Annotated in this window: 25 protein-coding genes; 11 read left to right on the top strand and 14 right to left on the bottom strand. The window is 60.4% G+C overall.

The annotated features are described in order from the left end of the window. The first annotated feature begins 1 nt into the window (after position 1). Genes ACYP2A_RS08215 through ACYP2A_RS08205 form a run of 3 tightly spaced genes read left to right on the top strand, consistent with a single transcriptional unit; the run spans position 2 to position 1,985 of the window. Positions 2–922 carry a LysR family transcriptional regulator gene (locus ACYP2A_RS08215; protein ID WP_459744295.1) on the top strand — a complete coding sequence of 307 codons (921 nt, stop codon included), beginning with the start codon at positions 2–4 and terminating at the stop codon, positions 920–922. A 27-nt stretch (positions 923–949) separates the two neighbouring features. Continuing rightward, positions 950–1,414: a hypothetical protein gene (locus ACYP2A_RS08210; protein WP_459744294.1), complete on the top strand. Its 465-nt coding sequence runs from the start codon at positions 950–952 to the stop codon at positions 1,412–1,414. Positions 1,415–1,442: 28 nt separating this feature from the next. Then, positions 1,443–1,985: a 3-demethoxyubiquinol 3-hydroxylase gene (locus ACYP2A_RS08205; RefSeq protein WP_459744293.1), complete on the top strand. Its 543-nt coding sequence runs from the start codon at positions 1,443–1,445 to the stop codon at positions 1,983–1,985. Positions 1,986–2,865: 880 nt separating this feature from the next. On the opposite strand, the gene ACYP2A_RS08200 is transcribed toward ACYP2A_RS08205, so the two are convergent. From ACYP2A_RS08200 to ACYP2A_RS08175, 6 genes are all read right to left on the bottom strand, one after another. Further along, complete coding sequence (locus ACYP2A_RS08200) at positions 2,866–3,213, bottom strand: hypothetical protein (RefSeq protein ID WP_459744292.1); 348 nt, start codon at positions 3,211–3,213, stop codon at positions 2,866–2,868. Between the two features lie 59 nt (positions 3,214–3,272). Further along, positions 3,273–3,677 (bottom strand): hypothetical protein, encoded by a 405-nt coding sequence (locus tag ACYP2A_RS08195; protein ID WP_459744290.1) that lies wholly within the window; start codon positions 3,675–3,677, stop codon positions 3,273–3,275. A gap of 103 nt (positions 3,678–3,780) precedes the next feature. Then, positions 3,781–4,116, bottom strand: coding sequence for a hypothetical protein (locus ACYP2A_RS08190; protein WP_459744289.1), 336 nt, complete (start codon positions 4,114–4,116; stop codon positions 3,781–3,783). A gap of 134 nt (positions 4,117–4,250) precedes the next feature. Further along, the gene (locus ACYP2A_RS08185) at positions 4,251–4,895 is read right to left on the bottom strand and encodes a hypothetical protein (protein WP_459744288.1); all 645 of its coding nucleotides are present in this window, start codon (positions 4,893–4,895) and stop codon (positions 4,251–4,253) included. Between the two features lie 14 nt (positions 4,896–4,909). Continuing rightward, positions 4,910–5,221, bottom strand: coding sequence for a hypothetical protein (locus ACYP2A_RS08180; protein WP_459744286.1), 312 nt, complete (start codon positions 5,219–5,221; stop codon positions 4,910–4,912). Positions 5,222–5,330: 109 nt separating this feature from the next. Further along, positions 5,331–7,025: an MOSC domain-containing protein gene (locus ACYP2A_RS08175; protein WP_459744285.1), complete on the bottom strand. Its 1,695-nt coding sequence runs from the start codon at positions 7,023–7,025 to the stop codon at positions 5,331–5,333. Between the two features lie 269 nt (positions 7,026–7,294). Between ACYP2A_RS08175 and ACYP2A_RS08170 the strand changes: the two genes are divergently transcribed. Continuing rightward, positions 7,295–7,924, top strand: a complete 630-nt coding sequence (locus ACYP2A_RS08170; RefSeq protein WP_459744284.1) for a glutathione S-transferase family protein — start codon at positions 7,295–7,297, stop codon at positions 7,922–7,924. A 30-nt stretch (positions 7,925–7,954) separates the two neighbouring features. Continuing rightward, entirely contained in the window at positions 7,955–10,006 is a 2,052-nt protein-coding gene (locus ACYP2A_RS08165; RefSeq protein ID WP_459744282.1) for a pyridoxamine 5'-phosphate oxidase family protein, read from the top strand. Between the two features lie 9 nt (positions 10,007–10,015). Here the strand turns inward: ACYP2A_RS08165 and bdcA are convergent, their stop codons facing one another. Beyond that, positions 10,016–10,729 (bottom strand): SDR family oxidoreductase, encoded by a 714-nt coding sequence (gene bdcA / locus ACYP2A_RS08160; protein ID WP_459744281.1) that lies wholly within the window; start codon positions 10,727–10,729, stop codon positions 10,016–10,018. Between the two features lie 203 nt (positions 10,730–10,932). Here bdcA and ACYP2A_RS08155 point away from each other — a divergent pair, with 203 nt between their 5' ends. Then, positions 10,933–11,151, top strand: a complete 219-nt coding sequence (locus ACYP2A_RS08155) for a hypothetical protein (RefSeq protein ID WP_459744279.1) — start codon at positions 10,933–10,935, stop codon at positions 11,149–11,151. Here the strand turns inward: ACYP2A_RS08155 and ACYP2A_RS08150 are convergent. The 6 genes from ACYP2A_RS08150 to ACYP2A_RS08125 all read right to left on the bottom strand — a co-directional run bounded on the left by ACYP2A_RS08150 (position 11,148) and on the right by ACYP2A_RS08125 (position 17,077). Next, the gene (locus tag ACYP2A_RS08150) at positions 11,148–11,945 is read right to left on the bottom strand and encodes an acyl-CoA thioesterase (protein WP_459744278.1); all 798 of its coding nucleotides are present in this window, start codon (positions 11,943–11,945) and stop codon (positions 11,148–11,150) included. The genes ACYP2A_RS08155 and ACYP2A_RS08150 overlap by 4 nt on opposite strands. A 99-nt stretch (positions 11,946–12,044) precedes the next feature. Beyond that, a complete protein-coding gene (locus ACYP2A_RS08145; protein ID WP_459744332.1) occupies positions 12,045–12,803 on the bottom strand; it encodes a CHAD domain-containing protein in 759 nt (252 codons plus the stop codon). Between the two features lie 25 nt (positions 12,804–12,828). Continuing rightward, on the bottom strand, positions 12,829–14,868 hold the full coding sequence (locus ACYP2A_RS08140; RefSeq protein ID WP_459744276.1) for a transglutaminase TgpA family protein: 2,040 nt from the start codon (positions 14,866–14,868) through the stop codon (positions 12,829–12,831). Continuing rightward, a complete protein-coding gene (locus ACYP2A_RS08135; RefSeq protein ID WP_459744274.1) occupies positions 14,829–15,785 on the bottom strand; it encodes a DUF58 domain-containing protein in 957 nt (318 codons plus the stop codon). Before ACYP2A_RS08135 ends, ACYP2A_RS08140 begins: the two co-directional genes overlap by 40 nt. Then, a complete protein-coding gene (locus tag ACYP2A_RS08130; protein ID WP_459744273.1) occupies positions 15,782–16,699 on the bottom strand; it encodes an AAA family ATPase in 918 nt (305 codons plus the stop codon). The genes ACYP2A_RS08135 and ACYP2A_RS08130 overlap by 4 nt, the downstream gene beginning before the upstream one ends. 99 nt (positions 16,700–16,798) lie before the next feature. Then, positions 16,799–17,077 carry a hypothetical protein gene (locus tag ACYP2A_RS08125; RefSeq protein WP_459744271.1) on the bottom strand — a complete coding sequence of 93 codons (279 nt, stop codon included), beginning with the start codon at positions 17,075–17,077 and terminating at the stop codon, positions 16,799–16,801. Positions 17,078–17,223: 146 nt separating this feature from the next. Between ACYP2A_RS08125 and ACYP2A_RS08120 the strand changes: the two genes are divergently transcribed. Then, positions 17,224–18,234, top strand: a complete 1,011-nt coding sequence (locus ACYP2A_RS08120) for a patatin-like phospholipase family protein (protein WP_459744269.1) — start codon at positions 17,224–17,226, stop codon at positions 18,232–18,234. Positions 18,235–18,236: 2 nt separating this feature from the next. Here the strand turns inward: ACYP2A_RS08120 and ACYP2A_RS08115 are convergent, their stop codons facing one another. Then, positions 18,237–18,929, bottom strand: coding sequence for a GntR family transcriptional regulator (locus ACYP2A_RS08115; protein ID WP_459744268.1), 693 nt, complete (start codon positions 18,927–18,929; stop codon positions 18,237–18,239). A gap of 228 nt (positions 18,930–19,157) precedes the next feature. Here ACYP2A_RS08115 and ACYP2A_RS08110 point away from each other — a divergent pair, with 228 nt between their 5' ends. The 4 genes from ACYP2A_RS08110 to ACYP2A_RS08095 are packed head-to-tail and all read left to right on the top strand — an operon-like array spanning position 19,158 to position 25,272. Next, entirely contained in the window at positions 19,158–21,407 is a 2,250-nt protein-coding gene (locus ACYP2A_RS08110) for an ATP-binding protein (protein ID WP_459744266.1), read from the top strand. A gap of 15 nt (positions 21,408–21,422) precedes the next feature. Next, positions 21,423–21,884: a response regulator gene (locus ACYP2A_RS08105; RefSeq protein ID WP_056837765.1), complete on the top strand. Its 462-nt coding sequence runs from the start codon at positions 21,423–21,425 to the stop codon at positions 21,882–21,884. Between the two features lie 13 nt (positions 21,885–21,897). Beyond that, positions 21,898–24,285, top strand: a complete 2,388-nt coding sequence (locus tag ACYP2A_RS08100) for a response regulator (protein WP_459744263.1) — start codon at positions 21,898–21,900, stop codon at positions 24,283–24,285. Between the two features lie 42 nt (positions 24,286–24,327). Beyond that, entirely contained in the window at positions 24,328–25,272 is a 945-nt protein-coding gene (locus tag ACYP2A_RS08095; protein ID WP_459744261.1) for a hypothetical protein, read from the top strand. The last annotated feature ends 671 nt before the right edge of the window (positions 25,273–25,943 follow it).

Below are 25,943 nucleotides of genomic sequence, written 5' to 3'. Positions count from 1 at the left end.
CGTGAGCCGCTATCAGCAAATGCAGACCTTCGAGGCCGTGGTGCAAGCAGGCAGCCTGGCAGCGGCGGCGCGGCAATTGAACCTGTCGCCCGCCACGGTCATACGCAGCATGGCTTCACTCGAAGCGCGCCTGCACAGCACCCTGCTGCACCGCAGCCCGCGCGGCATCAGCCTGAGCCCGGCGGGCGAGCAGTTTGCCGTGAGCTGCCGGTACATTCTTGAGCAAATCGAAATGGCCGAGCGCTCGGCCGCCGGTGTGCAGGCGTGCCCCACAGGATTACTGACCGTGTCGTTGCCGCCGTTGCTCGACCCGCATGTGTTCATGCCCACCGCCCTCGCCTGGCTGACGGCCTTTCCCGATGTGAATTTGATCACCAGAGCCTGCGAAGGCGTGCCGAAACTGCTTGAGGAAGGAATCGATGTGGCTCTGGTGATTGGCCATCTGCCGGACTCGTCCGGGTTCGCCGTGCCGCTGGGGCGGGTCAGGCCGGTGGTTTGTGCGGCTCCCGATTACTTCGCCAAATGGGGCCGGCCACACACGCCCGATGACCTCAAGGCGCATCGCACGGTATTGACCACAGCGACGGGGCTGGAGACTGAATGGCGCTTTCGTAGCGGACGCACGACGCGAGTGGTGAAAACTGTGCCGGTGCTGACCTGCACCACCCAACGTGCGGCTATTCAGGCGGCTACGTTGGGGCTGGGACTGATTCGCTGCATGAGTCATGAGGTGCATCATGAGTTGCACACCGGGTTGCTTCAAGCGGTGCTTGGGGAGTTTGCGGATCAGGATTTGCCGGTCAATTTGATCTACCGCGATGGGCGCAGGGCCGAGGCGCGAGTGCGCAGTTTTATTGGTTTTGCTGTGCCGAGGCTGCGGGGGCATTTGGCGTTTGGCAATAGAACGAAGTCTCTTGATTGACCCCATTCGATACCATCGAGGATTTTCATGGCCCAACGTCGAATCATTCTGATCATGCCTTCCAGCGCCGCTGACGCATTTGAAGCTTTTCATAATCATTCTGTGCGTAAGCAATGGGACACATTGCTGTCCCATGCCAGCGTGGAAGGTGGTGGCAGTTACCCTTACATCGGTGCGATCAGCATGAATGAGGGACGAGGCTGGAAACGGCTTTTTGCCATGCGCACCCGCTTCATCAACTACCGACCCGCGCAGGTTGCCGCAGCGGTGCTGGTGGAGCCGTCGGGTTGCTTCCACGGGTGGGCCGCTTCCATGCGACATCGTGATATTGATGCTGCTTCTTCAGAACTGATTTACACGTTTAGTGTGCAGTTGCGGCCGGTGTGGCTGGGACGCATCCTTGATCCGGTGGTCAATAGAGTATTTGAATGGGAGACGCGGAAGCGCTTTGCCGCGATGGCGGCTTACTTGCGAACCCGATCCGAACAATGACCAAGCCCCTCGAACAAGAAGACTCAATATGAATTCAACAGACGCCACGGCCAAGGGCGAAGACCTCGGCAACCGCATGATGAAGGTTGATCATGCGGGCGAGCATGGTGCGATCTGTATCTATAGCGGGCAATTGTTCATGGCCCGGCTTTTCGTCCCCGCCATGGTGAATGAACTTGAGGAGTTCCTCTCCCACGAGCGCCGTCATCGGGCGGTTTTTCAGCAGGAGCTACAACGCCGCAATTATCCCCGCTGCCGTAGTTATTGGTTGTGTGGCATCGGCGGTTTGGCGCTGGGCCTGGTGACAGGCCTTTGTGGCCGTAAAGCCATTGTCGCGACGACGGTCGCGGTTGAAAGTGTGGTGCTCAAACACCTGGCTCATCAACTTGATGTGCTGGGCGATATCGATCTGCATGCGGTCGCGGCCATCACTTCGATTGTGGCGGAAGAGCAGCACCATCATGACCACTCAGCCGCGCAGATTGATGTGCGCGATCCGTGGTTCAGGGTACTGACACCGATGGTGACTGCATGGACTGAGGCGGTTATCTGGATGGGGATGCGTTCTTGAAACGTCACATCTGAGGCCAGTCATGGTTGAAAAGCGGCTGAACGTGCGCGCTCAGTACTTCGAGTGGATCAGGACGCTGGGAGTATCGCCTCGGATACCGAACCTTGAGTTTTTAGAGGTGCCCATTAGTTTCGCTCTGGGCAATGCCACACGAGCCAGTGCCACATGCTTCCCGATACCGTGAATTGCACCATAAGCATTCGAGACTCTTCATAATCGGGTGCTTCAATGTAGCTAAAAACGAGCTTCGAATAGATATCAGGCCCGAAAGCCAAGAACTCATCAGACGGTACCTTGGATTTAGCCAAGCATTCGATAAGCCGGTGCCAACGGCCTTGGGAGAAGGATTTCAGCCCTCTCCTCCAGCCCAGATATTCTCGCCTCAGAAATAGGTCATTAATGCAGTTTTCTAATTCTTCTTCGGTTTGCTCTTCGGGTTGGTCACACATCGTCAAGCCTTCTGAAAAAGAAAAATGAGATTGAGCCTGCTTCAAGGCTCGCGATAAGCGCTCATCTTGCCCCCAGACAGCGTCTGGTAACATTAAACGCTTCGAACGAGCGGCCAGAGTTCAGGACCTGCTCTCTGGAAAGCATATGCCAGAGGACGCTGCTGCTTGCCCAAGACCTACCACACAGCCGCCCTTGCGGCCCAACTCCACCCCAGAAAACCGGCTGTAAACTCAAGCAGTTCCCGGTTAATCTGCTCGATTGTTCCAAATATCCCGCTTTCAGCCAGACTGTAGGCATCGTCAAAGTACCCGCACAGGCTCAGAGCATCGGAAAAATTACAATTTGCCTTGATCCAGGGCCTCGTTCAAGTACGCGGCCTCAGCGCTCATGGGGTTCGATAACGATTCTGTCACGCGGCCCTCCGGCTACTTCACACGATCTGAGGCGGCTTATTCAGTTTTTGCCAACGTCGAGCAACACTGAAAGCGCTGTGTCGAATGGACTGCGAAAGCACTTTGCGGGATGAGCAGTGAAGCAACAGTTCGGCCAGGTCGTCGTCAACTGGAAATCCCTCATCCAGCCATTTGATCGCACGCTGAAACCAGTAGTCCGAGTCAGACTCCAGTGCTGTTACAAGCACCTGTCGCAGCGACACCTTCGCGGGTAACGCGCTTTTGATTTTCAGAGCCGACAAGGCGACAGGAAGGTCGAGCTTTACGGCGTCGTAGGGTTTTTCAAGCAGTGGCAGCAGCCAGACGTAGCTAAAATGCAGCGTCATTAGGGCCGCTCAACGACGGGACGAAAGACGGGACGAAAGATGGCAAGAGCGATCGCTCATCAACCATGGTTGTCGTCCTCTGCAGATGCGATCGACAAGATAGCGTGATACTTATCGCCTTCAGGTACATATGAAATGAAACCGCCGCCTGCATACTTTTCCAACCAAAGGCGTCCACAAGACTCGCACTCGTAAACAGTTGATAGTTCGCGGGCCTGGATACCGCCTAGCCGATCAACCAAATCGTCAACAGCTTGAGTACCGGGCGCCGGTTCTCCACCAACGCTAGCGACGAGTGCTGAGATGTCTCTCGGCTTGGCAGCCACGACGAAATCTTTGATCTCGCCAAGAAATCCATCCCAGAATGCCTGTTCTGTCTTGTCGCGAAGTAAACCGGCCTTGTAGGGCAAGTCGTCGGTTTGATCGACAATCACATGCCCACAGATGCAACCCAGCTTACTCATATGATCTTCGATCCTGTGCTTTGGACCACTTGACTGACGCTAGGCAGGGTTGGCGCAGAGGGTGCAAATCACGCATCACCCTCTGCCTCAGCAACCCCTCGGTTTATTGAGCCGTTTTCAGCTTGATTACATCACCGGATACAGTCGTGGTGTAGCCGTTCAGGACATAAGCCCAGAACCACTTTTCCTGCACTTGCGTATTGATCAGCGCATCGCCGCCTTTGGCCTGGATGGCAGACGTCTGTGCACGGACAAACCGATCGTTTTGACGAATAGGGATGAAACCGAGCAGCATCAAGCCGGTCGCACTGGCTTCGCTGTGACCCAGGACGGTGTACTGGCTGCTGTCGTATTGCTGAGTCTTCATCGGCGTGCCGGTGCAACCTGCCAAAACCAGACCACAGGCTGCAGACGCCATAATTTTGCTAAAAGACTTCATGTGTAGCTCCATCGAATAACGCCCGGATCCAATTCTCGGGCGGCGAAACTGTACCGGCCGAGCTTGCGTTTATAACCTTCAAGCCCTGCCGTGCTGTTGGCGAAGCGGCAACCCACGCTGCCTGCTCCACACACTTATCTGCCGTGGGTGATAAGGCCACCTTTGAGGGCGTGAATGCCTAAAAGTTCATAATCGAAAATCTTGTTTTTGATGATTTTCTTGTTGGACCTGAGCGTTTCCTTCACCTCATCGTTCACTATCGAAGGATTGCACGCCATGGCGCAGTGAATAAAGGCAGCCGGGTAGGAATAGTCTCTCGGCGAGTAAATAACATCATCGATCGTCCGCTCTCCAGGCAGTATGCAGCCGATAACCAGAGGAACGTAGTACTCCTCAAGTGCACGCCGGATATGTTTACAGACATCGCTTGCATGCTCGGGGCGAGGAACAGCTATATCGCCATAGATACTGGGACTGAATTTTTTATCCTGCCTGCCCGAGGTAATAAACGAAAAGCATGCATCGCTGCCCAGGTTACTCTTATAGGGCATCTCCAGTTTGGACATGGCATCAAAAACGGGACCACCAAAGACATGCCCAAGCAAAATGAAGGCGTGCGATTTTGCCAAATACTGAAAATAGAGCTCAGCGACCAGCTTCTTTTCGAAGCGAAATTTCAGGCTTCTTTTAACGGCGGTGACGGCCAACGCCTTGCGCTCGATATGCTTGAGTTCCTGTTGCAGCGCTTGTTCAAAATAAATCCGGTTTTCTTTGTTCATGGATTTCCACTGCATCAAGCCGATTCGAATAACGCGTAGGCCTTTTGCTGAAGCGCGATCCCGATATCCTCGTATCGCTGAACCTGGTCTTCATCATAAAACGCATCCGCAGAGTTCAACCCGACATAGATATCTACAAAGGCCAATGCGAGTTCTTTAGGAACCGCCTCCTGCCCCCTGTAATAAACAATCAAAAAATCAATAGCGAAAAAAAGCTCATTGACCTCTTCTTCGGACACGTGTTCTCGCGTGCGTATCTTCACCGGAATAGAGTTTTCTCCGAGCAGCCTTGCACACACTAATTTGACAGCGCTTTCTGCGTCCATATTCACCTCTCGACACACGTTAGCCTGATTGCCTGCGTCCGTAGAAGCCCCCCCGTTTCAAGTGAAACACCGACCTTACATGAACCTGAACGTGCTCGCCTGCAACCCTTCAGCAATCCAGCACCGCATCCCCTACCGGCACCGCCGCACACAACAATGCGTGGCCATTCCTGCTTCGGGAAGGTCCGGTCAGAGAAAACACTTTACCTTCAATCAACGCGCACTCGCACGTCTGGCATATCCCCGCACGACAATGCGCAGGCACCACCAGCCCTCTGGATTCGGCGAAGTTAAGCAACGGCCCATCCTGAGGCTGCCATTGGGCAACGATACCGGAGCGCTTGAACGTCACTGTGAACGGACCGCCGTCGGGAATCGGGCGCATTTCGACAGCGGTGTCGGGGGTGGCGAAGCTGTCCATGTGCAGGCGCTGGGCGACGCCGGCCTCGGTAGCAATCGCCAGTACGTGCGCCTGGAACCCTTCGGAGCCACAAACGTGAATGGCCGCGTTGGTGCGCGCCGCCTCGGTGATCAGTGCGGTGATATCCGGGCGGCCGGCCACGGCGTTTTCGACGCCGTCTGCGTCCTGAGTGATGTGCAACATGGTTTCTGCCTTGCCCAGCCGCTGCGCGATGGCGCCGACCTCGCCCCACAGCGCCAGCTCATGGCTGAAACGCACGCTGTGCACGACGCGCACTGGCCTGGTGTAGCGAGCGTCGGCGAGTGCCTGGAGTTTGGTGGTCGTGGGGGTGATGCCGATCCCTGCGCTGAGGATCAGGATGGCGGGGCTGTCGAGGTCGAGGGTGTCCGGACCGAATGGCCCGCTCAGAACCACCGACTGCCCGGCCTTGAGGGCGTGAATCGCCTGGGAGCCCTCGCCCGCTTCGCGCTTTACGGTGATGCGCAAGCGATCACCCTCGCGCCCGGAGACGGTATAGCGACGCCAGACGCCGGTGTCGGTCAGGCCATGCAGCGCGATGTGCTGGCCGGCCTTGATGTCATTCAGCGAGCCCAGCACGGCGAGAGGATCTTGCAGCCATAACGAGCGGATGCCGGTGGCCTCTTCGATCACGTCGACAACTTTGGCCGGTCGCGGCCACAAGACCAGCGCAGGCGCTTTGGGCACCGTTGCCGCAATCGCCAGCTTTGCGGGGAAGCGCTCTGCGCTGGCCCGTACGGTGTCGCCTGGCATCAGCGTGCCGCCGTGCTCGACTTGCGCATAGACCCCGCAATACAGATGCCCGAAGTGCCGGTTCAGTTGCGCGGGGGTGTTCATGTCCACCTCGCCCGTTTGCGGATGTACCGAGGTGGCCCGGCAGCGCTTGATCGGGCGGATGATCGACAGGCAGGTCTCGCCAAACTGCACGCCCTGGCCCAGCCAGCCGAACTCCGAGAACGGTGCGGCTTCGATGTAAATGTTGCCGCGAAAGCGCATGGGGTCCACAGGGACGCCCATTTTCGCGGCGAGGGCCTTGACCGTGTTGACGTTGATGATCGACAGCATCGAGTCATCGAAATCCCAATGCCCCAGGCCATCCTCACGCTTGATCACATCGGCCTGCTCGCCGAAAACCTCGCGCAGGCGCGCCGGATCACTGAGCAAGTCGCTGCTGCGGTAATGCACCAGGTTCTCGTGGGTCGTGAGTTGATAAAACGGTGCGGCATTTTTGGCCACCGGCCCCCGTGAGATACCCGCAACGCGGTCGCCCGGTACCCCTTGCCCGCAGGTCAATGAGACGCTGTCCAGCGCTTCGCCGTGGAATCCCTTTACGGGATAGCGATAAAGCGAAACGACGTGACCCATTTACGTACTCCTCAAAAGACCTTTTTGCCCCTTGGCACGGGGGTGCCAAGGGCATCAGCCGCCTGATCCTGACACGCTTGTGATCAAGGGGAATGTCTGTTGTCGCCGCAAGGCCGCCGGGATGCGACATGGAATGCATGGCCGCCACACACTCTTCCACAAAACGAAATTATCCATTGCCCTGCATGGTGATTCTTCTGCGCCGCGAGTGGGCGCAGCATTGACCCCATCAACGCAGCCCTTCCCCAACCCGCTTCGGAGCCATGACCATGTCGCAACCCGCCATCAAACTCTATCGCCACCCCCTTTCCGGCCACTCGCATCGCGTAGAACTGTTGCTCTCGCTGTTGCAGCTCCCCACCGAACTGGTCTTCGTCGATCTGGCCAAGGGCGAGCACAAACAACCGGCTTTTCTGGCCATCAATGCCTTCGGCCAGGTGCCGGTGATCGATGACAACGGCCTGATCCTCAGCGACTCCAACGCCATTCTGGTGTACCTGGCGAAAAAGTACGGTGATGCACAATGGCAGGCGGATGAGCCCGAAGCGGCGGCGCGTGTTCAGCGCTGGCTCTCGGTGGCGGCAGGCCAGACGGCTTACGGGCCGGCTGCAGCACGGCTGATCACGGTGTTTGGTGCCGCCTTGAATGCCGAGGATGTGATTGCACGTTCGCACGCCCTGCTCAAGGTGCTGGACAGCGAACTGGCCGCCAGCCCCTTTCTGGCGGGCGATACCGTCAGCATCGCCGATGTCGCCAATTACACCTATATCGCCCACGCCCCGGAAGGCAATGTCTCGTTGCAGGACTACCCTAACGTACGCGCCTGGCTGCAACGCATTGAAGCCCTCCCCGGCTTTGTACCAATGCCGCGCACAGCCGTAGGCCTGCAAGCAGATTGATACCTGCCACCTCTCAAGGAGCGCCTTGCCATGGAAACCTTGCCCAAGCACCGTCGTTCGCCCTGGCATGCAGGGGAAAAAATGCTTCAGGAGCTCTACAGCGTCTCCGAGCGCATGGAGGTGGTCGGGCAAAAGGCGATCCGCGACTACATGCCTGATCAGCACCGTGAGTTCTATCAGCAGTTGCCGTTTATGGTGGTCGGCGCGGTGGATGCAGACAATCGGCCCTGGGCGACCTTCCTTGAGGGTGCAGAAGGTTTTGTCACCTCGCCCGATCCGCAGCGGCTGCTGATTGCGGCGCAACCCGATAGCCAGGACCCGGCAGCGTCCGGCCTGCACGCGGGTCAGGCTATAGGCCTGCTGGGCATTGAGTTGCACACCCGCCGGCGTAATCGCATTAATGGTGTGATCGAGCAGGTGTCTGCCGCTGGCCTGGCGGTGTCGGTCGAGCATTCCTATGGCAACTGCCCGAAGTACATTCAAGAGCGCTCTTACACGCGTTTTACCGAGGATGCGCAGGACTGCCCGCCGCGTCAGGACTTCATCGAACTGAATGCGCACACCCGCGAGCTGATTCGTGCCGCTGATACGTTCTTTATCGCCAGCTACTTCGACCATGACGCGCAGAACCGCTCGATTGACGTGTCGCATCGCGGTGGCCGGGCCGGGTTCGTCAAGGTCGAAGGCAATCGCCTGACCATTCCGGATTACGCGGGCAATCTGTTTTTCAACACGCTGGGCAACCTCAAGGTCAATGCCCGCGCCGGGCTGTTGTTTGTCGATTTCACGAACGGCGACATGCTGCAACTCAGCGGGCGCACCGAATTGATTCTGGACAGCCCGATGATTCATGCCTTCGAAGGCGCCGAGCGGCTGTGGGTCTTCGATGTCGAGCAGGTGGTTTTGCGCCCGGCGGCCGTGTCGCTGCGCTGGACGTTTCATGATTACGCACCGACCAGCCTGGGCACCGGCACCTGGGCGCAGGCCGACGAGCACCTGCGCCAGAGCGCGCAGCGCAAGCAGTGGCATCCCTGGCAGGTGGTGAGCATTGCGCAAGAGAGCAAGGACATTCGCTCGTTTGTCATTCAGCCAACCGACAAGACGGCGGTGGTGTTCAGCCCTGGGCAGCACCTTCCGCTGCGCCTTCAGGCTAGCATCGGTGAGGCAGCGTTGATCAGGACCTACAGCGTGTCCAGCGCGCCTTCCGATGGCCATATCCGTATCAGCGTCAAGGCCCAGGGACCGGCCTCCCATCATTTGCACACTGCGGTGCAGGTGGGCGACCTGCTGGAGGTGCGGCCGCCACTGGGCAGTTTTACTCTGGTGCAGGACACCCAGCGCCCAGTGGTGCTGATCGGCGCGGGGGTTGGCATCACGCCGCTGATATCGATGTTCAGAGAACTGGCCGCACAGCATGATCCGTCCCGGCACATCCACCTGTTTCAAAGCGCCAGAAGCCCGGACGACCTGCCCTTTCAGGCGGAACTCAAGGCACTGCAGCAACGCGATAGCGAGCGGCTGCACATTCATCGCGCCTTGAGCCGTCCCGAAGCCCACGCCGTGGCGGGTCGTGATTTCGAGATCGTCGGCCGGCTGGACGTTGCCCATGTCAAGGCACGGCTGCCGCTGGACGATTATGACTTCTACCTGTGCGGGCCGGCGGGCTTGCTGCAAACCCTGTATGACGGGCTGCGCGCCTTGAACATTGCCGATGAGCGCATTCACGCCGAGGCTTTCGGCCCCTCGGCGTTGCAACGCCTGACGGCAGAGCCGCCGGCCAGGCGGATTCAGTTGCCGGCTGCCACGGCGCCTGTGCCGGTGTTTTTCTCATCGTCGGGCAAGCAGGCGCGCTGGACGCCGGGCAGTGGCAGCCTGCTGGAGCTGGCCGAAAACCATGGCCTGAATCCCGACTTCAGTTGCCGGGGCGGTTCATGCGGCACGTGCAAGACGCGACTGATCAGCGGCAGCGTACATTATGCCAATCCGCCAGCGCAGATGCCGCCAGACGATACGGTGCTGATCTGCTGTGCGGTGCCGGCGCAACATGAAGACGGCAACCCGCCGTTGGTGCTGGATCTTTAGAGGTCAACACTACGCCGCAAAACCACCATCGATGGTCAACGCCGCGCCGGTGATCATTGCGGCATCGGGGCCGGCGAGCCAGGCGACCAGAGCGGCGACTTCGCCGCCAGTGGCGTGGCGCTTGATGGCCATGAAGCTGTGCATCATGTCTTTCATCGGGTCGTCGGCGGGGTTCATGTCGGTGTCGGTCGGGCCGGGTTGTACGACATTGACGGTGATGCCCAGCGGCCCGAAATCGCGGGCCAGCCCCTTGGTCATCCCGACCAGCGCTGCCTTGCTGGCGCTGTAGGCCGACAGGCCCTCGACGGGCACGCGGTCGGCATTGGTCGAGCCGATAAAGATGATGCGCCCACCGGCCGGCATGCTGCGTGCGGCCGCGACGGCGGCGTGGTACGGCGCGTGCACATTGATGTAGAACAGACGGTCTATATCGTCGGGGTCGAGGGTCAACGGATCGCCCGCAACCAGAATGCCGGCGTTGATCACCAGCACATCCAGCGGGCCATTGGCGTCCAGGGTGTCGAACAATGCGTCTCGGTCAAGGCTGTCGAGTTGCAGGGCACGGCTGCCGGTTTCCTCTGCCAGTTGCAGGGCGGCGGCTTCAGAGCTGGAGTAAGTAAAACTCAAGGAGGCGGCGCTGGGCGCCATGTAGCGGACGATGGCGGCGCCGATTCCGCGGCTGCCGCCCACTACCATTACGCGTTGTTCGCTGTGCTTGCTCATGGTGATTCCTCAGGTCGTGTCATGGGTGAGGCCAAAGCGGATTGCAGCAGCGTAGCGGCCCCACCGGCGCCCGGCGGGCTAATAGGGGTACCGCTCAGCGGTTAAAACCTCTATCACGCCCATAGTCAGGCTCGATTCGCAGACTGGCGGGCCCGGGCCTAGACTTCAGGCATTGCAGCGCAACCTGAGTCGAGGACCGTCGTATGGCCAAGCGCATTTCCAACTTGCTTATGTGGCATGAAAGCAATCCCAACCAACCGCATGCCACCCTGCAACTGATCGCCGTGCCGATTTTCATTCTGGCGGCGCTGTTGCTGGTCGATAGCGTGATGTCGGCGAGCCTGACCTCGCTGGGTGTGGGTGTTATCGGCATGGTGGCGGCCGTCGCTCTTCAGCGCCACGGCCAGCCTGCCAAGCGTTAACCAAATACCGTAACAGTCTGCCGGCTGATCGCGATCAATGCGCCATCCGGGGCGCGCAGGGTGGCGGCGGTGTGGCCATAACCGTCGCGGGCGTGTTCGATCTCAGCGCGATAGCTGCACCAGTCGTGGGTGGTCAGCGACGGTTGCGGATGAATGAACTCGATGGTCCAGGTCAGGGAGCTGGCCGGAGTCGGTTTGTTCATCCAGGTCAAGAGTCCGGTCGGCCAGGCGTCGACCAGTGCCAACACATGGGCTTCGCTCAATGGTTGCTGTTCGGCATCGCGTAGACGCACATAACCGCCGATCACCGGCGATGGGGTGTTGCTGAATGGCAAGCCGCCCAGACCCCAGTTCACTTGCATGTGCTGAAGAAAGTCAGGCATCGCGCCCTTCACGAATGGCAGGGTGAAGCTCTGCTCCACGGGTTTCAGGTCGCTGTGGGGAATCGGCTGTTCAAAGCTGGCCACCGACTCACGCGGCGCACCGAAACTGCCTTGCACCAACGCGGCCGTTTGACCGTTCTGGGTGGCGCGGCCCAATACCTGGGTCACCGCCGAGCCTTCGCGCAGGATTTCGACCTCGAACGACACCGGCACATCCGGCGCCACCGGCCCGACAAAGGTAATCGCCAGTGAACGCACCGGGCGATCCGGCGCTACCTGCGCGCGCATGGCCAGGTATTGCAAAGCTGCCACCAGCCCGCCAAAGCTTGCGCGGCCCTGCGCCCAATGCGCCGGGATCACAACTGAACGGGGATTATCGTTGACCGCAGCGACCAGTTCGGCAAAGTTCATGATGGCTCCATGGAATGTCGGTGTGTTAGTAACGCGATGTTACCCAGCATGACCGACCCACCATGAAGCCATACACGCCATAAATGCGGCCAAAATGTCTTATTTGCCGAAACAGGCCTTGCCCAGTTGCTGTAAAGCGACCTCGCCCCTCTCCTGGGCATCGACGATACCCAGTTGCCAACCGGCAATGCATGGCGCCAGATCGGCGTATCGGCCAGCGAGCGCCAGCCATTGCAAGTGGTCATGCCAGTCACCCAGCGCACCTTGCGCGGCCTTGAGCCGGGCGCGCATGCCTTTGGGCTGGTGGCTGAGTTCGGGGTAGGCTTCGGCGGCATAGCGCACCCGCTTGATCAGCAGACGCAAGCGGTGCCGGTCGTGCGAAGGGTCGGCCATACCCTCGCGCAGTTGTTTCCACTGTTTGTCCATCTGCTTCTCGATACGCTTGCGCAACCCGCGCAATTGCCCGCCACGCTGCTGTTCGCGCAGGCCTGCTGGCAGTTGTTCGAGCAGCTTGAGCAGTTGCCTGACTTCGGCACTGCCCGCCACTGGAGGACACGCCTGCTCAAGGTACTCGTCACGCGGCAGAGCCAGATCATGCCGGCCTTGCTCGTGCAAGAACGCACTCAGCACCTGCAGGTCGCGCAGCGGTGTGGTCAGTTGCCCGACCTCACGCGCCGCCTGCTCCAGCGCGTCGACGCCGCTCAGCCCGCGCAGTGGCCGCAGCAGGCTGCGCAACCGGCGTACCGTGGTGCGCAGGTCGTGCAGCGCTTCGCTGTCGGTCGACACGGCAAGGCGTGCCTGGCAGGCCAACAGTTTGACCTCCAGCGCCAGCAATTCGGCAATCAGATGCCCTACCATCGATGACATGTGTTCCCCCATCGGCTTATGAATGTTTGTCTCTGACTGGCGCCAGACGCCACGGCAAGTCGCGGCGCAAGCGTTTCAAGGCACGGCGCAGGCCTTGCAGCGCGGTGGTGTCGGCGCCATAGCGCAGCCTCATGAACTGCGCAATGAACGCCTCGATGGCCTCGGCCTGTTGCGGCAACGCCAGCCGCGCACGGTCGCCAAAGGCCTGGGCGCCCTCGCCCGGCTGGCGGCGCAACCCCTGCCGTGCCAGCAAACGTTCGAACGCATTGAACAGACGAAGTTGCGCATCGCTTTCACGCTGCCAGGGCTTGAAGATCCCTAGCGCGATCAGGCCCAGCGCCACGGCCAGCCCGGCGACGAACGCCGGCACCTGCCAGCCGGAGAACCAGCGGTCCAATACCTGCAATTGTTGCTGGCCCTGATAGCCCAGTACCCAGCGCTGCCAGCCATAGTTGAGATTGTCCCAGCTCAGGCGCACGGCATTGATCCACGGCACATGGCGATAACGCAGCGCCGACATCGGCGAGTCGGCCAGAAACGCCTCATCGGCAGACAGCGCTTGCTCCAGGCCTTGCTCGATGCGCTGCGGGGCCACCGCTGCCGTCGGGTCGACACTGCGCCAGCCGGTTTGCGGCTGCCAGTATTCGACCCAGGCGTGCGCATCGAACTGGCGCACGGTCAGGTACTGGCCGTCTGGATTGAACTCGCCGCCCTGATAACCGGCCACGACCCGCGCTGGAATGCCGGCAGCGCGCAGCACAAAGACCATGGCGCCTGCGTAATGCGCACAGAAGCCCTGGCGGCTGGTAAACAGAAAGTCGTCGATGCTGTCAGGCCCCAACGTCGGCGGCTTGAGGGTGTAATGAAACGGCTGCTCGGCGAACCAGCCCAGCAGCGCGTCGACCAGACGGTCCGGTTGCGGGTAGCGGCGCTTCAGGTCCGCCGCCCATTGCCGCGCCTCCGGGTTGCCACGCGCCGGGATTTGCAACGCCTGGTGCTGGATGTTCTCGGTGATCTGCGGGTCGCGCAGCGCTTCAGGCCAGGATTGTGCAGCGTACAGCAGCGCCTGGCTGACCGGGCGGCGGCGTTGCAAGCGAAAATCGCTCATCAGGCGCACGTCTTCGGCGCGGGTTTCGGCTACGTCCAGGCTTGGCAACCACGGCCGGCCACTGGGTTCCAGCACAATGCTGTAGGCCAGCGGCTCGCCGCGCGGGCTCCATTGCGGCAGTTGTACCGACTGGTTGCGCCCCGATTGCGACCAGCGCCGGCCGTCGAACTGATCCAGGGTCAGGCTGCGCCAGTACAGCTGGTTGCGCGCCGGTGCCGGGCCTTCGAAGCTGGCACGAAAAACCAGGGCCGCCGAACGGCTCAACTCGGCTATATCGCCCGGCGCCATGCTGTCGGACAGACCGGTCACGCCCTTGTTGCTCGGTTGCGGCAGTGACCACAGCGGGTCCAGACGTGGAAAAAACAGGAACAGAATGAGCATCAGCGGCAGCGCTTGCAGCATCAGTTTGAGCGACAGGCGCAGGCTCGCGTCGGGTTTGCTGGCCACATCGACCTGCTGCAAGCCGATGAGGGCTGCGAGCAAGGTGCCGATCGGCAACAGGGTAAACAGCGCCCACACCAGGCTGTCTTCGAACAGATAACCCACCACCACGCAAAAGAAGCCGAGAAAGATCAGCACCAGCGCATCGCGGCGGGTGTGCATTTCGAGCATCTTCAGAATAAAGGCGGCGATCAACAGCGCAGCCCCGGCCTCCAGCCCCACCAGGCTGCCGCGCGCCAGGTACACACCGCCGGCGGTGCCCACCAGCAGCCCGGCCTTGACCCAGGTACCGGGCAGGCGCGCGCGCATGCGAAAAATCTGGATGCGCCACAAGGTGCACACCAGCCACAGCATGATCAGTGGCGGCGGAATGTGCAGCGCAAAGGGCACGATGACCAGCGCCTGAGCCAGCAGCAGCCAGGTCAGGCAGATACGTGGAATCGGCAGGGCCTGGCGTGCCTGTTCATTCATGGGCGGCTGCCATACAGCGCCAGCGCGCGCAAGCACACTTCGCGATGCCCGTCGCCGCTGTCCATCGCCACTTCGAAGCCGGGCAAACGCATGGCAAACGCCTGCTGGCGCTGCGACAGCTCCAGCACCCAGTAGCACAGCCGCGACAGGCGCTCTTCGATGTCGCCATCCAGCACCATGAAATCCAGGCACAGGTCATGCCCGCTCAAGTCAGTGAAGTCCTTGACCAACAGGCCCTGGCCCCGCGACCAGGCTTTCCAGTGCACACGGCGGCGGTTATCGCCGGGCTGGTAGTGACGCAGGCCCTGATAGTCGTCGACGCCCTGCCCGCGGGTGGCCTGGCCGTCGTCTTCGGCATGCGGTTGCACGCCGGCCAGCAACGGCATGTTGCCCGGCAACGGCCGCGGGTAAATCAACACGGTCTGTTCCAGATCGAGCCAGGTCCAGGCGCGCAGGATACCCAGCGGAAACACGCTTTCGATGCGCAGGCGCGGTGCATGCAGCCAGCCGCGTACCTCGGCGGGACGGCTCAGTTCGACCTCGCTGTTGCCGGCTGCGGCGACATCGTACTGGTGCATGTGCTGCGCACTCCAGCCCACACCAATGGCCTGATGGGCCGCGCCGATGCTTTCCAGACGCAGGCGCAGTTGCACGGATTCGCCGACAAACACTGCCCGCGTGGTGCCGGCACTGATCACCATGCCGCTGAGGTTGCGATACGTGTGCAGGATGCCCAGCAACCCCACCGAGCCGAGCAAAAACGTCAGGCCATAGGCCAGGCTGTTCTGGTAATTGATCGCCACCAGCAGCATGAGCACCAGCACCAGCAAAAACACCGCGCCGCTGCGGGTCGGCAGAATGAAAATGCGCCGATGGTCCAGGGCAATACTTGCCGCAGGCGGAATACGCCGCACCAGCCAGCGCTGCCAGTGCGGCTTGAACCGGCCGATCACAATACCGCCACGTCGCGTAGCAGGCCCTGCACCAGCGCGCTGCCGCCATGCCCGGTGGGGTCGTTGCGGTCACGCAGGCGATGGCCGATGACCGCAGGCAATACCGCCTGCACGTCTTCGGGAATCACATAATCGCGGCCCAGCAGCATCGCCCAGGCGCGGGCGGCGGCCAGAATCGCCAGGCTGGCCCGTGGCGACAGGCCATAGGCAAACTGCGCCTGGCTGCGCGTGGCATCGACCAGGCGTAGCACGTAGTCGACCAGCGCATCGCTGACCCGAACCTGCCGCGCCTGGGCCTGCAACAGGCCCAATTGCGCATGGTCGAGAACCGGCTTGATCTGCGGCAGCAACTGGCGCCGCGACTGGCCGAGCAGCAGCGCCTTTTCGGCGGCTCGCGCCGGGTAGCCCATGGAAATACGCATCAGAAAGCGGTCAAGCTGCGATTCGGGTAGCGCAAAGGTGCCGCCGGAGCTGAACGGGTTTTGCGTGGCAATCACAAAGAACGGATCGGGCAGCAGCCGCGTCGCGCCCTCGATCGACACCTGCCCTTCTTCCATGGCCTCCAGCAAGGCACTCTGGCTTTTCGGCGTGGCACGGTTGATCTCGTCGGCCAGCACCAGTTCGGCGAAGATCGGCCCCGGATGAAAGGTGAACTGCCCGGTGTCGCGGTCGAACACCGAGGTGCCGAGTATGTCCCCCGGCAACAGGTCAGAGGTGAATTGAATACGCTGGTAGCTCAGGCCCAGCACCCGCGCCAGGGTGTGGCTGAGGGTGGTCTTGCCCATCCCCGGCAAATCTTCGATCAGCAAATGACCGCCCGCCAGCAGGCAGGTCATGGCTTGACGAACCTGTGTCTCCTTGCCCAGTACCACCTCGTTGACCGCACTCAGGCATGCATCCAGCTTTGTGCCCATATCCAAGCCCCTCAGACGACTGCTTCAGGCCACTATCGGGCCACACGTATGAACACTGTAGTTTCAGCGTAGGCTTTTTCGTCAGAGAGATGTCTGTAATTAACGACCCGCGCGCGATTCGCGAATATAGAAGCGTGCCTTTTCGGCTTTTTCGGTGCAGCCTTCAAAGGCTTCGAACTGCTGTTGGGTCTTGGCCCCGGTCAGCAACGACAGCGCCTTGGAGTAGCTGACCGTGCCGGCAAAGCCTTCGGCCTTGGCCAGATCGAGTTCTTTCCAGGCGCTGTCGAGCTGGTTGCCGCAACTGGCGCGATAGCTGGTCTTGCCAGCGCAGCCTGCAAGAACCACGATGATCAATGGCAGACAGATCCAGGCTTTCATGGGTGTTTCCTCAGAAGTAACGGGGGGTATGCGCGTTTGACGACCCAGTGCATTGAAAGTGCCATGATCGCCTGCGGCAAGCGTAACTGTTTTTGTCATCTGTTTTTTGCTTTGCACGCTCAATCAATTGGCACAAGGACTCGCAGATGAGCAAACGAATAGCACTGGTGCTGGGTTCCGGTGGCGCTCGCGGTTATGCGCACATCGGGGTGATCGAAGAGCTGGAGCGGCGCGGCTACGAGATTGCCTGCATCGCCGGCTGTTCCATGGGCGCGGTGGTCGGTGGTGTGTATGCAGCCGGCAAGCTGGATCGCTACCGGGAATGGATCGAAAGCCTGGACTATCTGGATGTGCTGCGTCTGGTTGACGTCAGTTTTCGCCTGGGGGCGATTCGGGGCGAAAAAGTGTTTGGCAAGATTCGCGAAATCGTCGGCGAGATCAATATCGAAGACCTGGCCATTCCTTACACAGCAGTGGCCACCGACCTGACCAACCAGCAGGAAATCTGGTTTCAGGAAGGCTGTTTGCATCAGGCCATGCGCGCCTCGGCGGCGATTCCCAGCCTGTTCACCCCGGTGCTGCAAGGCGGGCGCATGCTGGTCGACGGCGGCCTGCTCAATCCTCTGCCCATTGTGCCGGTGGTGTCCAGCCACTGCGACCTGATCGTGGCGGTCAATCTCAACGCCACCCAGGCACAAAACTACAGCTTGCCCGTGATCGAACGGCCGCCAGCGGTGAAGAAACGTTTTGACCTGCTGATCGATTCGCTCGGGTCGCGCCTGCCGTTCCGGCGCAAGCTTGAGATGGGGGAAGTCAGGCCAGCCAGCGCACCATCCGGTACAGCCCATCTCGATAATCCGTGGCTCAGCGAGCAAGCCGCCGCCAGCCCGCAAAGCCCCGGCGCACCGAAATCGGCCACCGGTGCGGTGATCGTCGATAACGTCGGGCCGGCTTCGTTGCTGGATTTGATCAACCAGAGTTTCGAGGTGATGCAGACCTCACTGGCGCAATACAAGATCGCCGGCTACCCGCCCGACATTCTGATCAATGTGCCCAAGCGGGTGTGCCGGTTTTTCGAATTCTATAAAGCCCCGGAACTGATCGCCCTGGGCCGCGAAATCGCCCGCGACACACTGGACCGCTATGAGAACAGATAGCGTTACAGACCGGAACCGTCGACCAGTGAATCGGCCTCGATGCCTTCAGGGGTGATGAACAACTGCATGTTGGTGCGCGACAACTCCCAGTGTTCAAACACCAGATCGACCACACGGGCCTCATCGTGCCGGCTGATGGCATCGATGAATTGATCGTGATGCTCCACCGCCAGCTCCAGGCGCTGACGCATGTCGCCGTCACGAGGCCGGAAGAAGGTGTGGCCAATACGGGCATGATCGATCAGCAAACGGCCCAGGCTGGGCTCCAGATAAGGGTTGCCCGCCATTTCACCCATGATCTCGTGAAACCGGTTGTTCTCAAGCACCATGGCCATTGGGTCGACACTGAGGCTGGCCTTGCGAAAGCGCTCCTGAGTCTTTTTCAGGTCATTGAGTTGCGCCGTGGTGAAATTCTGTACCGCCAGCCGGCCGATGGCCGCGTAAACCATAGGTGCAACAAGAAAGAAATTGCGCAGTGTGGAGTAATCCATGGGAATCACCCGGGCGCCGCGATTCTCGCGGATGTCCAGATAGCCCTCACCGGCCAGGCGCCTGAAGATTTCGCGCACTGGCGTACGGGACAGCCCGTAGCGCTCGCTGAGCGACGCCTCGTCCAATACCTGGTCGGGGCGCAGCTCCATGGTCAGGATCTGCCGCTTCAAATCTTCGTAAAGCCCGCTTTTGCCGCTTTTCACCAGGGACCTCCGCTGTATTCATGAAGTACATAAAAAGAATTTCGCGATTTTCATCGACGATTCACAGATGCACCATCATGCCTTTGTACATCGTTAATTTCTTCGCTGAATTTGCTTGTCTCATTGGCCTGACACAGCGTTATTGGTAACTTTCTGATACCGTGCGTAACACAAATCCTGCGCCAGAGCTTACAGCCTCGATAGCAGGGCCCCTTCAGGAGCACTCTCTTGTCTATTGCCGACATCACATTGACGCAAGCCATCGAGCGCTGCAGCCAGGAACCGATCCAGATTCCGGGCAGCATTCAGCCGCATGGTTTTCTGTTGGTGGTCGACGAAGCCAGCCTGCGTATCCTGCAGGCCAGCGAAAATGCCGAACAGTGGCTGGGGGTTCCTGCGGTCGAGTTGCCGGGGCGTGATTTCGCACGGCTGGTGGATGAAGACTTCGACCTGAGCCAACACCTGCACCACCTGCCCGATCAGGAGATCTTTCCTTTTCATATAGGTGACGTGCACCTGCGCCAGGGACCGCATACCGAACAGCGCATGACCGTGCTGGTGCACCGTCACGATCAGGTACTGATCGTCGAATTCGAACCGATACGTGCCGATCACGGTGCCAGGCGTAGCGATTTCTATCCGCTGATAAGGGCCTTTGTCAGCGGCCTGCAACAGATCGACAGCATCGATGAACTGCTGCAGCGCTCGGTTCAGCAGATCAAGAACATCACCGGGTTTGGCCGGGTCAAGGCTTACCGTTTTGACGCTGAAGGCAACGGTCTGGTGCTGGCCGAAGAGGCCGACCCCGGTTACCCGCACTATCTGGGCCTGAGTTTTCCGGCCTCGGACATTCCGAGCCAGGCGCGCGAGCTGTACCGCATCAACCGTATCCGGCTGATTCAGGACGCCGACTATCAGCCTTCGCCGCTGGTGCCGACCCTCAATCCGCACACCGGCAAGCCGCTGGACATGACCTTTACCTCGCTGCGCAGCGTCTCGCCGGTGCACCTGCAATACATGCGCAACATGGGCACGCAGGCGTCGATGTCACTGTCGATCGTGGTCGGCGGCAAGCTGTGGGGCCTGATTTCCTGCCACCACGAACAGCCGCGCCCGGTCGATTTCCAGACCCGCACCGCCTGTGAGTTGCTCAGCAGCGTGTTGTCGTTGCAGATCGAGTCGCATGAAGCGCACGCCAGCACCCGCCAGTTGCTCGATCAGCGCCGGCGCATCGTGCAAATGCTGTCTTCGATGGCCGACCATGACAGTGTCAGCGACGGTCTGCTGCAACTGCCCGAGGTGCTGCTGGCCTTTGCCGGTGCCCAGGGCGCGGCGATCATTTCTGCCGAGCGCTGCGAATTGATCGGCAGCACACCGCCAGAGTCGATGGTCAATGCCCTGGTGCACTGGCTGGCGCATCGCGGCGACGAGACGGTCTTTCACACCGATAACGTGCAGCGCGATATCGACGAACTGCCGGAGCTGGCTCGACATTCGGCCGGCGTACTGGCGGTGGCCATTTCGCAGATTCACTCGCACTACCTGGTGTGGTTTCGCCCCGAGCAAACGCGTACGGTCAACTGGGCCGGGCGCCCCGAGAAAGATATCGATGCCCAGGGCAGCCTCAGCCCACGGCACAGTTTCGAAAGCTGGCAGCAGGAAGTAAGCGGTTTTGCAGCGCCCTGGAATCCGTGGGTCATCGAAGGCGTGAGCGAACTGCGCAGCGCCGTACTGGGCATCGTGTTGCGCAAGGCCGAAGAGCTGGCGCAACTGACGGGTGAGCTGCAACGCTCCAATAAAGAGCTGGAGGCGTTCTCTTACAGTGTGTCCCACGACTTGCGCGCCCCGCTGCGGCATATCGCCGGCTACACCGAGTTGCTCGGCGAAATCGAAGGCGCGGTGTTGTCCGAGCGCGGCTTGCGCTTTCTCAAGCACATCGAAGAAGCGGCGCGCTTTGCCGGCTCCCTGGTCGACAACCTGCTGAATTTCTCGCAGATGGGCCGCTCGGCGCTGCGCATGTCCGATGTCGACCTCAACGCCCTGGTCGAAACCCTGCGCACCCATCTCGAACCTGACTATGAAGGCCGCGAGATTATCTGGAACATCGCCCCCCTGCCCAAGGTGATCGGCGACCCGGCCTTTATCAATCTGGCGCTGAACAACCTGATCGCCAACGCCATCAAGTACACCCGTGGTCGCACGCCAGCGCGCATCGAAATCGGCGCGCAACAGAGCAACGACGAAACCGTGGTGTACATTCGCGACAACGGTGTGGGGTTCGACATGACTTACGCCAACAAACTGTTCGGTGTGTTCCAGCGCCTGCACCGGATGGAAGATTTCGAAGGCACCGGTATTGGTCTTGCCAGCGTGCGGCGTATTATCGAGCGGCATGACGGCCGGGTTTGGGCCGAAGGCCAGGTCGATCAAGGCGCCACGTTTTACTTTGCCCTGCCCCGCCACATTTCACTTCGTTGATGGAAGTTGTTGAATATGCTCAAACCCATTCTGTTGGTCGAAGACAACCCCAGGGACCTGGAGTTGACGCTTGTCGCGCTGGAGCGCAGCCAGTTGGCCAACGAAGTCATCGTGCTGCGCGACGGTGCCGATGCTCTGGATTACCTGTTGCGCCGCAATGCCTTCGCCGCCCGCGACGACGGCAATCCGGCGGTCTTGCTGCTTGACCTCAAGCTGCCCAAGGTCGATGGCCTGGAAGTTCTGAAAGTGGTCCGCGACACGCCCGAGCTGCGCAGTATTCCGACGGTGATGCTGACCTCTTCACGCGAAGAGCCCGACCTGCTGCGCGCCTATGAACTGGGCGTCAACGCTTATGTGGTCAAACCGGTCGAGTTCAAGGAATTCGTTGCGGCGATTTCCGATCTCGGGATTTTTTGGGCCGTGCTGAATGAACCTCCACCGGGGTCGTTGCGTCTGAATCGTCGACGCAATAACTGACGGAGCCTGGAAGTTGTCCAAGCCGATAAAACTACTGATAGTCGAAGACAGCTCGATGGACGCCGAGCTGACTCTGTTACGCCTGGAACGCAGCGACCTGCTGATTCAGGCGCGGCAGGTCTACGACCATGTCGGCGCACAGCAGGCCCTGCAGGAACACCACTTCGATGTAATCCTCTGCGATTGCGTATTGCCCGGCTCTTCCGGCAGCGATGTGCTGGCGATTGCGCAATGCCTCGCTCCGGACACGCCGTTTATCTTTCTGTCGGGCGTGTATGGCGAAGAACACGCGGTCGAAATGATCCGCCTGGGCGCCACCGACTACATCCTGAAAAAGAACCTGTCGTTGCTGCCCAAGGCCGTCAAGCGTGCCCTGACCGAAGTTCAGGAGCGCCAGCGTCGACGCCGCGCCGAAGAAGCCCTGGCCGATGTCGAAGCCCGTGCCCGCATCGCCATCGATGCCGCCGGCATGGGCACCTGGGATTTCAGGCCCCAGGAAGACCTGCTTCTGTGGGACGACCGTGCCAAGGCCCTGTTCGGCTTGCCGCCGGACACCGAAATGAGCCTTGAGCTGTTCTATGCCGGCATTCATCCCGACGATCTGCCACAGGTGCGCCAAGGTGTCGAGCAGGCCATGGCGCCCGACAGCGACGGCCGCTACCGCATCGAGTTTCGTTGTGTGAGCGCAGGCGAAGAGCCGCGCTGGCTGCTTAGCAGCGGTCAGGCGCGGATCGTTGACGGCAAGTGCATGCGTTTTTCCGGGGTGCTGCAGGATATTCACCAGCAGCGCCAGACGACTTTAGCGCTCAAGCAACTCAATGAAATGCTCGGCGAGCGGGTCGAGCGACGCACCCGCGAGCGCGACCGCGCCTGGGAGCTGTCTCATGATTTGCTCGGTGTCCTGAACAAGGACCTGACCCCGGTGGCCCTTAACCCGGCCTGGGAGCAGGCGCTGGGTTTCAGCCGCCGCGAGCTGGCACAGATTTCGTTGCTGCAATTGCTGCCCGACGAAGACCGCCAGGCTTTGCTCGCCGAGCTGGCGGCACTGGCGCAACACCACGGCAGCGTGCGCTTTACCGGGCGCATTCGCCACGCCAGCGGCCGCCAGCGCTGGTTATCGTGGGTGGTGGTGCCCGAAGATACGCTGCTGTATGTCGTCGCCCGCGACATCACCAGCGAGCGTGAGGCCACACAAGAGCTTGCGCAGGCCAACACCCGTCTGCGCGACCAGATCGCCGAACGCGAACGTATCGAGGCAGCGCTGCAGCAGATGCAGCGCCTGGAAGCGGTCGGTCAACTCACGGCCGGCGTCGCCCACGACTTCAACAATTTGCTGACGGTGATCATCACCGGCGCCAGCTTTCTCGAACGCGACCTGAACAAACAGGACCTGGAAAAAGCCACCCGCCGTCTCAAACACATCCGCGAAGCCGGCGAGCGCGGCGCCAAGCTGACCTCGCAGTTGCTGGCCTTCTCGCGGCGCCAGCGTCTGGAACCGGTCGCGTTGCACCTCAACGAGACCTTGCGCGGCCTTGAAGAACTGCTGCGGCGTACCTTGGGTGGCAGTATTCGCGTACGCCTGGACCTTGACGAACAGCTCTGGCAAGCGCTGACCGACCCGACCCAGACCGAGATGATCATTCTCAACCTGGCGATCAACGCCCGCGACGCCATGCCCGATGGCGGGCAGTTGACCCTGAGCACACGCAATATCCACGTCAGCGAAGCGCCCAGACGGCCAGAAGATCCCGAACGTGGCGACTACGTGGTGCTGTCGATCCGCGACACGGGTTCGGGTATGAGCGACGAGGTGCTGGCCAAGGTTTTCGAACCCTTCTTCACCACCAAAGACATCGGCAAGGGCTCAGGCCTTGGTCTGGCGCAAGTATTCGGTTTTGCCAAACAATCGGGCGGTGGCGTAAGCATCGACACCGCGCCCGGGCGTGGCACTGAAGTCAGTGTTTATCTGCCGGCAGTGCAGCGCACGCCTGAGGTGCAACTCCAGCAACAACAGCACGCCGGCCGCCCTGCCCTGGCGCTTGCCAGCGGGGATGACCGTCTGATCCTGCTGGTCGACGACGACGAACCGGTTCGCGAACTGGTCGGCGAAATGCTCCGCGCCCAAGGCTTTCAGGTGCGCGAGGCCAGCAATGGCGAAGAAGCACTGGACCGACTCGACGAGCAGATCGACCTGCTGTTCACCGACTTCGCCATGCCCGGCTTCAACGGTGCGCAAATGGCCCACGCCGCCCGTGAACGGTTTCCCGCTCTGCCGGTGATCTTCCTGACCGGCTACGCCGAACTGCAAGGCCTCGACCTGCCCGGCAGCCTGGTGCTGCAGAAGCCGGTCAACCCGCAGGATTTGTTCCAGGCGCTGAATCAGTTGCTGAAGTTGCCGTAAGCCTGCCGTACCTGCATCAATGACCCACAAAAGGAAGCTTCAATGAGTCTCTGGGACGACCTGAAAAAGAAAGCCGTGGACGCCAATCCCGAACTGGCCGCCAAGGCCACACAGGCGTTGAACAAGGCCAGGGACATGGCCATTGAGGCCGGGCAAAAGGCTGCACCGCTGATCAAGGAAGCCAGCGACAAGGCCTCGGCCTATGCTCAGGAAAAGACCCCGATCCTCAAGGCCCAGGCGCTCAAGGCCATCGATGATGCCAAGGTGCGCCGCGCCGCACTGCAAGAACGCGCCCGCCACGACAAGGCGGCGCGCGAAGAGATGGTACGTACCATGTACGACATCAGCCTGAGTCCGGATGACGCCAACTTCATCGAAGAGCCCTTCAACCACTATGACCGTCAACTGCGCTTTTTCGTGGTCAGCGGCGAAGTGCTCGACACCCAGAAGCGTAACCAGACGCACTTGCACGCCAGCCACTCGCACAGCTCGGGCGGCGGTTATCTGTATGAAGGCACCGGCTCCGTGCGCGGCAGTTCGTCCTCGATGCACGTCAGCAGCCACACGACTCAGGAACACGAGTTCTGGGTCAGGCTGCGCGATGGCACCGAAGCCTGCTTCCAACTGGCCAACAGCACCGTACGCATCCGCGAAGGGCAGCAGGTCAGCCTGCTGTTCCTGCGCCCGGCCGACAACCAGAACGGCAAGCTGGTGGCGCTGTACAACCACAGCTCACGGCAGAACCACGTCATCATGAATCCGGCCACGATCAACCAGACATTCGATATCTATACGAACGAGCCTGGTTTTTTCAACGGCAAGGAAGTGACCAACACCCGCAACCGGCTGTTGCTGGAACTGGAGCGCCGGTTGGAGCAATTGGCCAACTGGTCGGCGGTGCATGAAGCACCGCGTGGTGATGCGCGGGTGATCGAAGGCGAAGGCGCCACACACCGCGCTGTCGCGCAGCAAACATTGGACTTGTAGGAGGGGCCGGTCGGCGTCCCGATCTGCCGGAATGCCGGACCATCGCGATCGGCTGCACAGCAGTCGTAGATTTGCAGCGTTTCGACGATTTCTGTGAGCGCTTCGCGCTCAGTCGCCAGCAGAGCTGCCTCCTACAAGTGATATTTTCAAGTTCAATAAAATCAATAAGTTATTTTATGTTTGATGAGAGATTACCCGTCGCCACGGCGCCGCGCTGTCGCGCAGCAAACATGGACCTGTAGGAGGGAGCTCTGCTCGCGATCGGCTGCGCAGCAGTCGTAGATTTGTAGCGTTTCGACGATTTCTGTGAGCGCTTTGCGCTCAATCGCCAGCAGAGCTGCCTCCTACATCAGTTTTTTAAATTTAATAAAATCAATAAGTTATTTTATGTTTGATGAGAGATTACCCGCCGCCTTGGCGCCGCGCTGTCGCGCAGCAAACATGGGATCGTAGGAGGGGCCGGTCGGCGTCCCGATCTGCCGGAATGCCGGACCATCGCGATCGGCTGCGCAGCAGTCGTAGATTTGCAGCGTTTCGACGATTTCTATGAGCGCTTTGCGCTCAATCGCCAGCAGAGCTGCCTCCTACAAATTTGTGTTTTTAATTCATTAAAATCAATAAGTTATTTTATGTTTGATGAGAGATCGCCCGTCGCCATGGCGCCGCGCTGT

It is taken from the genome of Pseudomonas sp. 3A(2025), from assembly GCF_054589175.1.
Note: the sequence above shows the minus strand (reverse complement) of the source record. Positions and strands in the feature narration are given on the sequence as shown.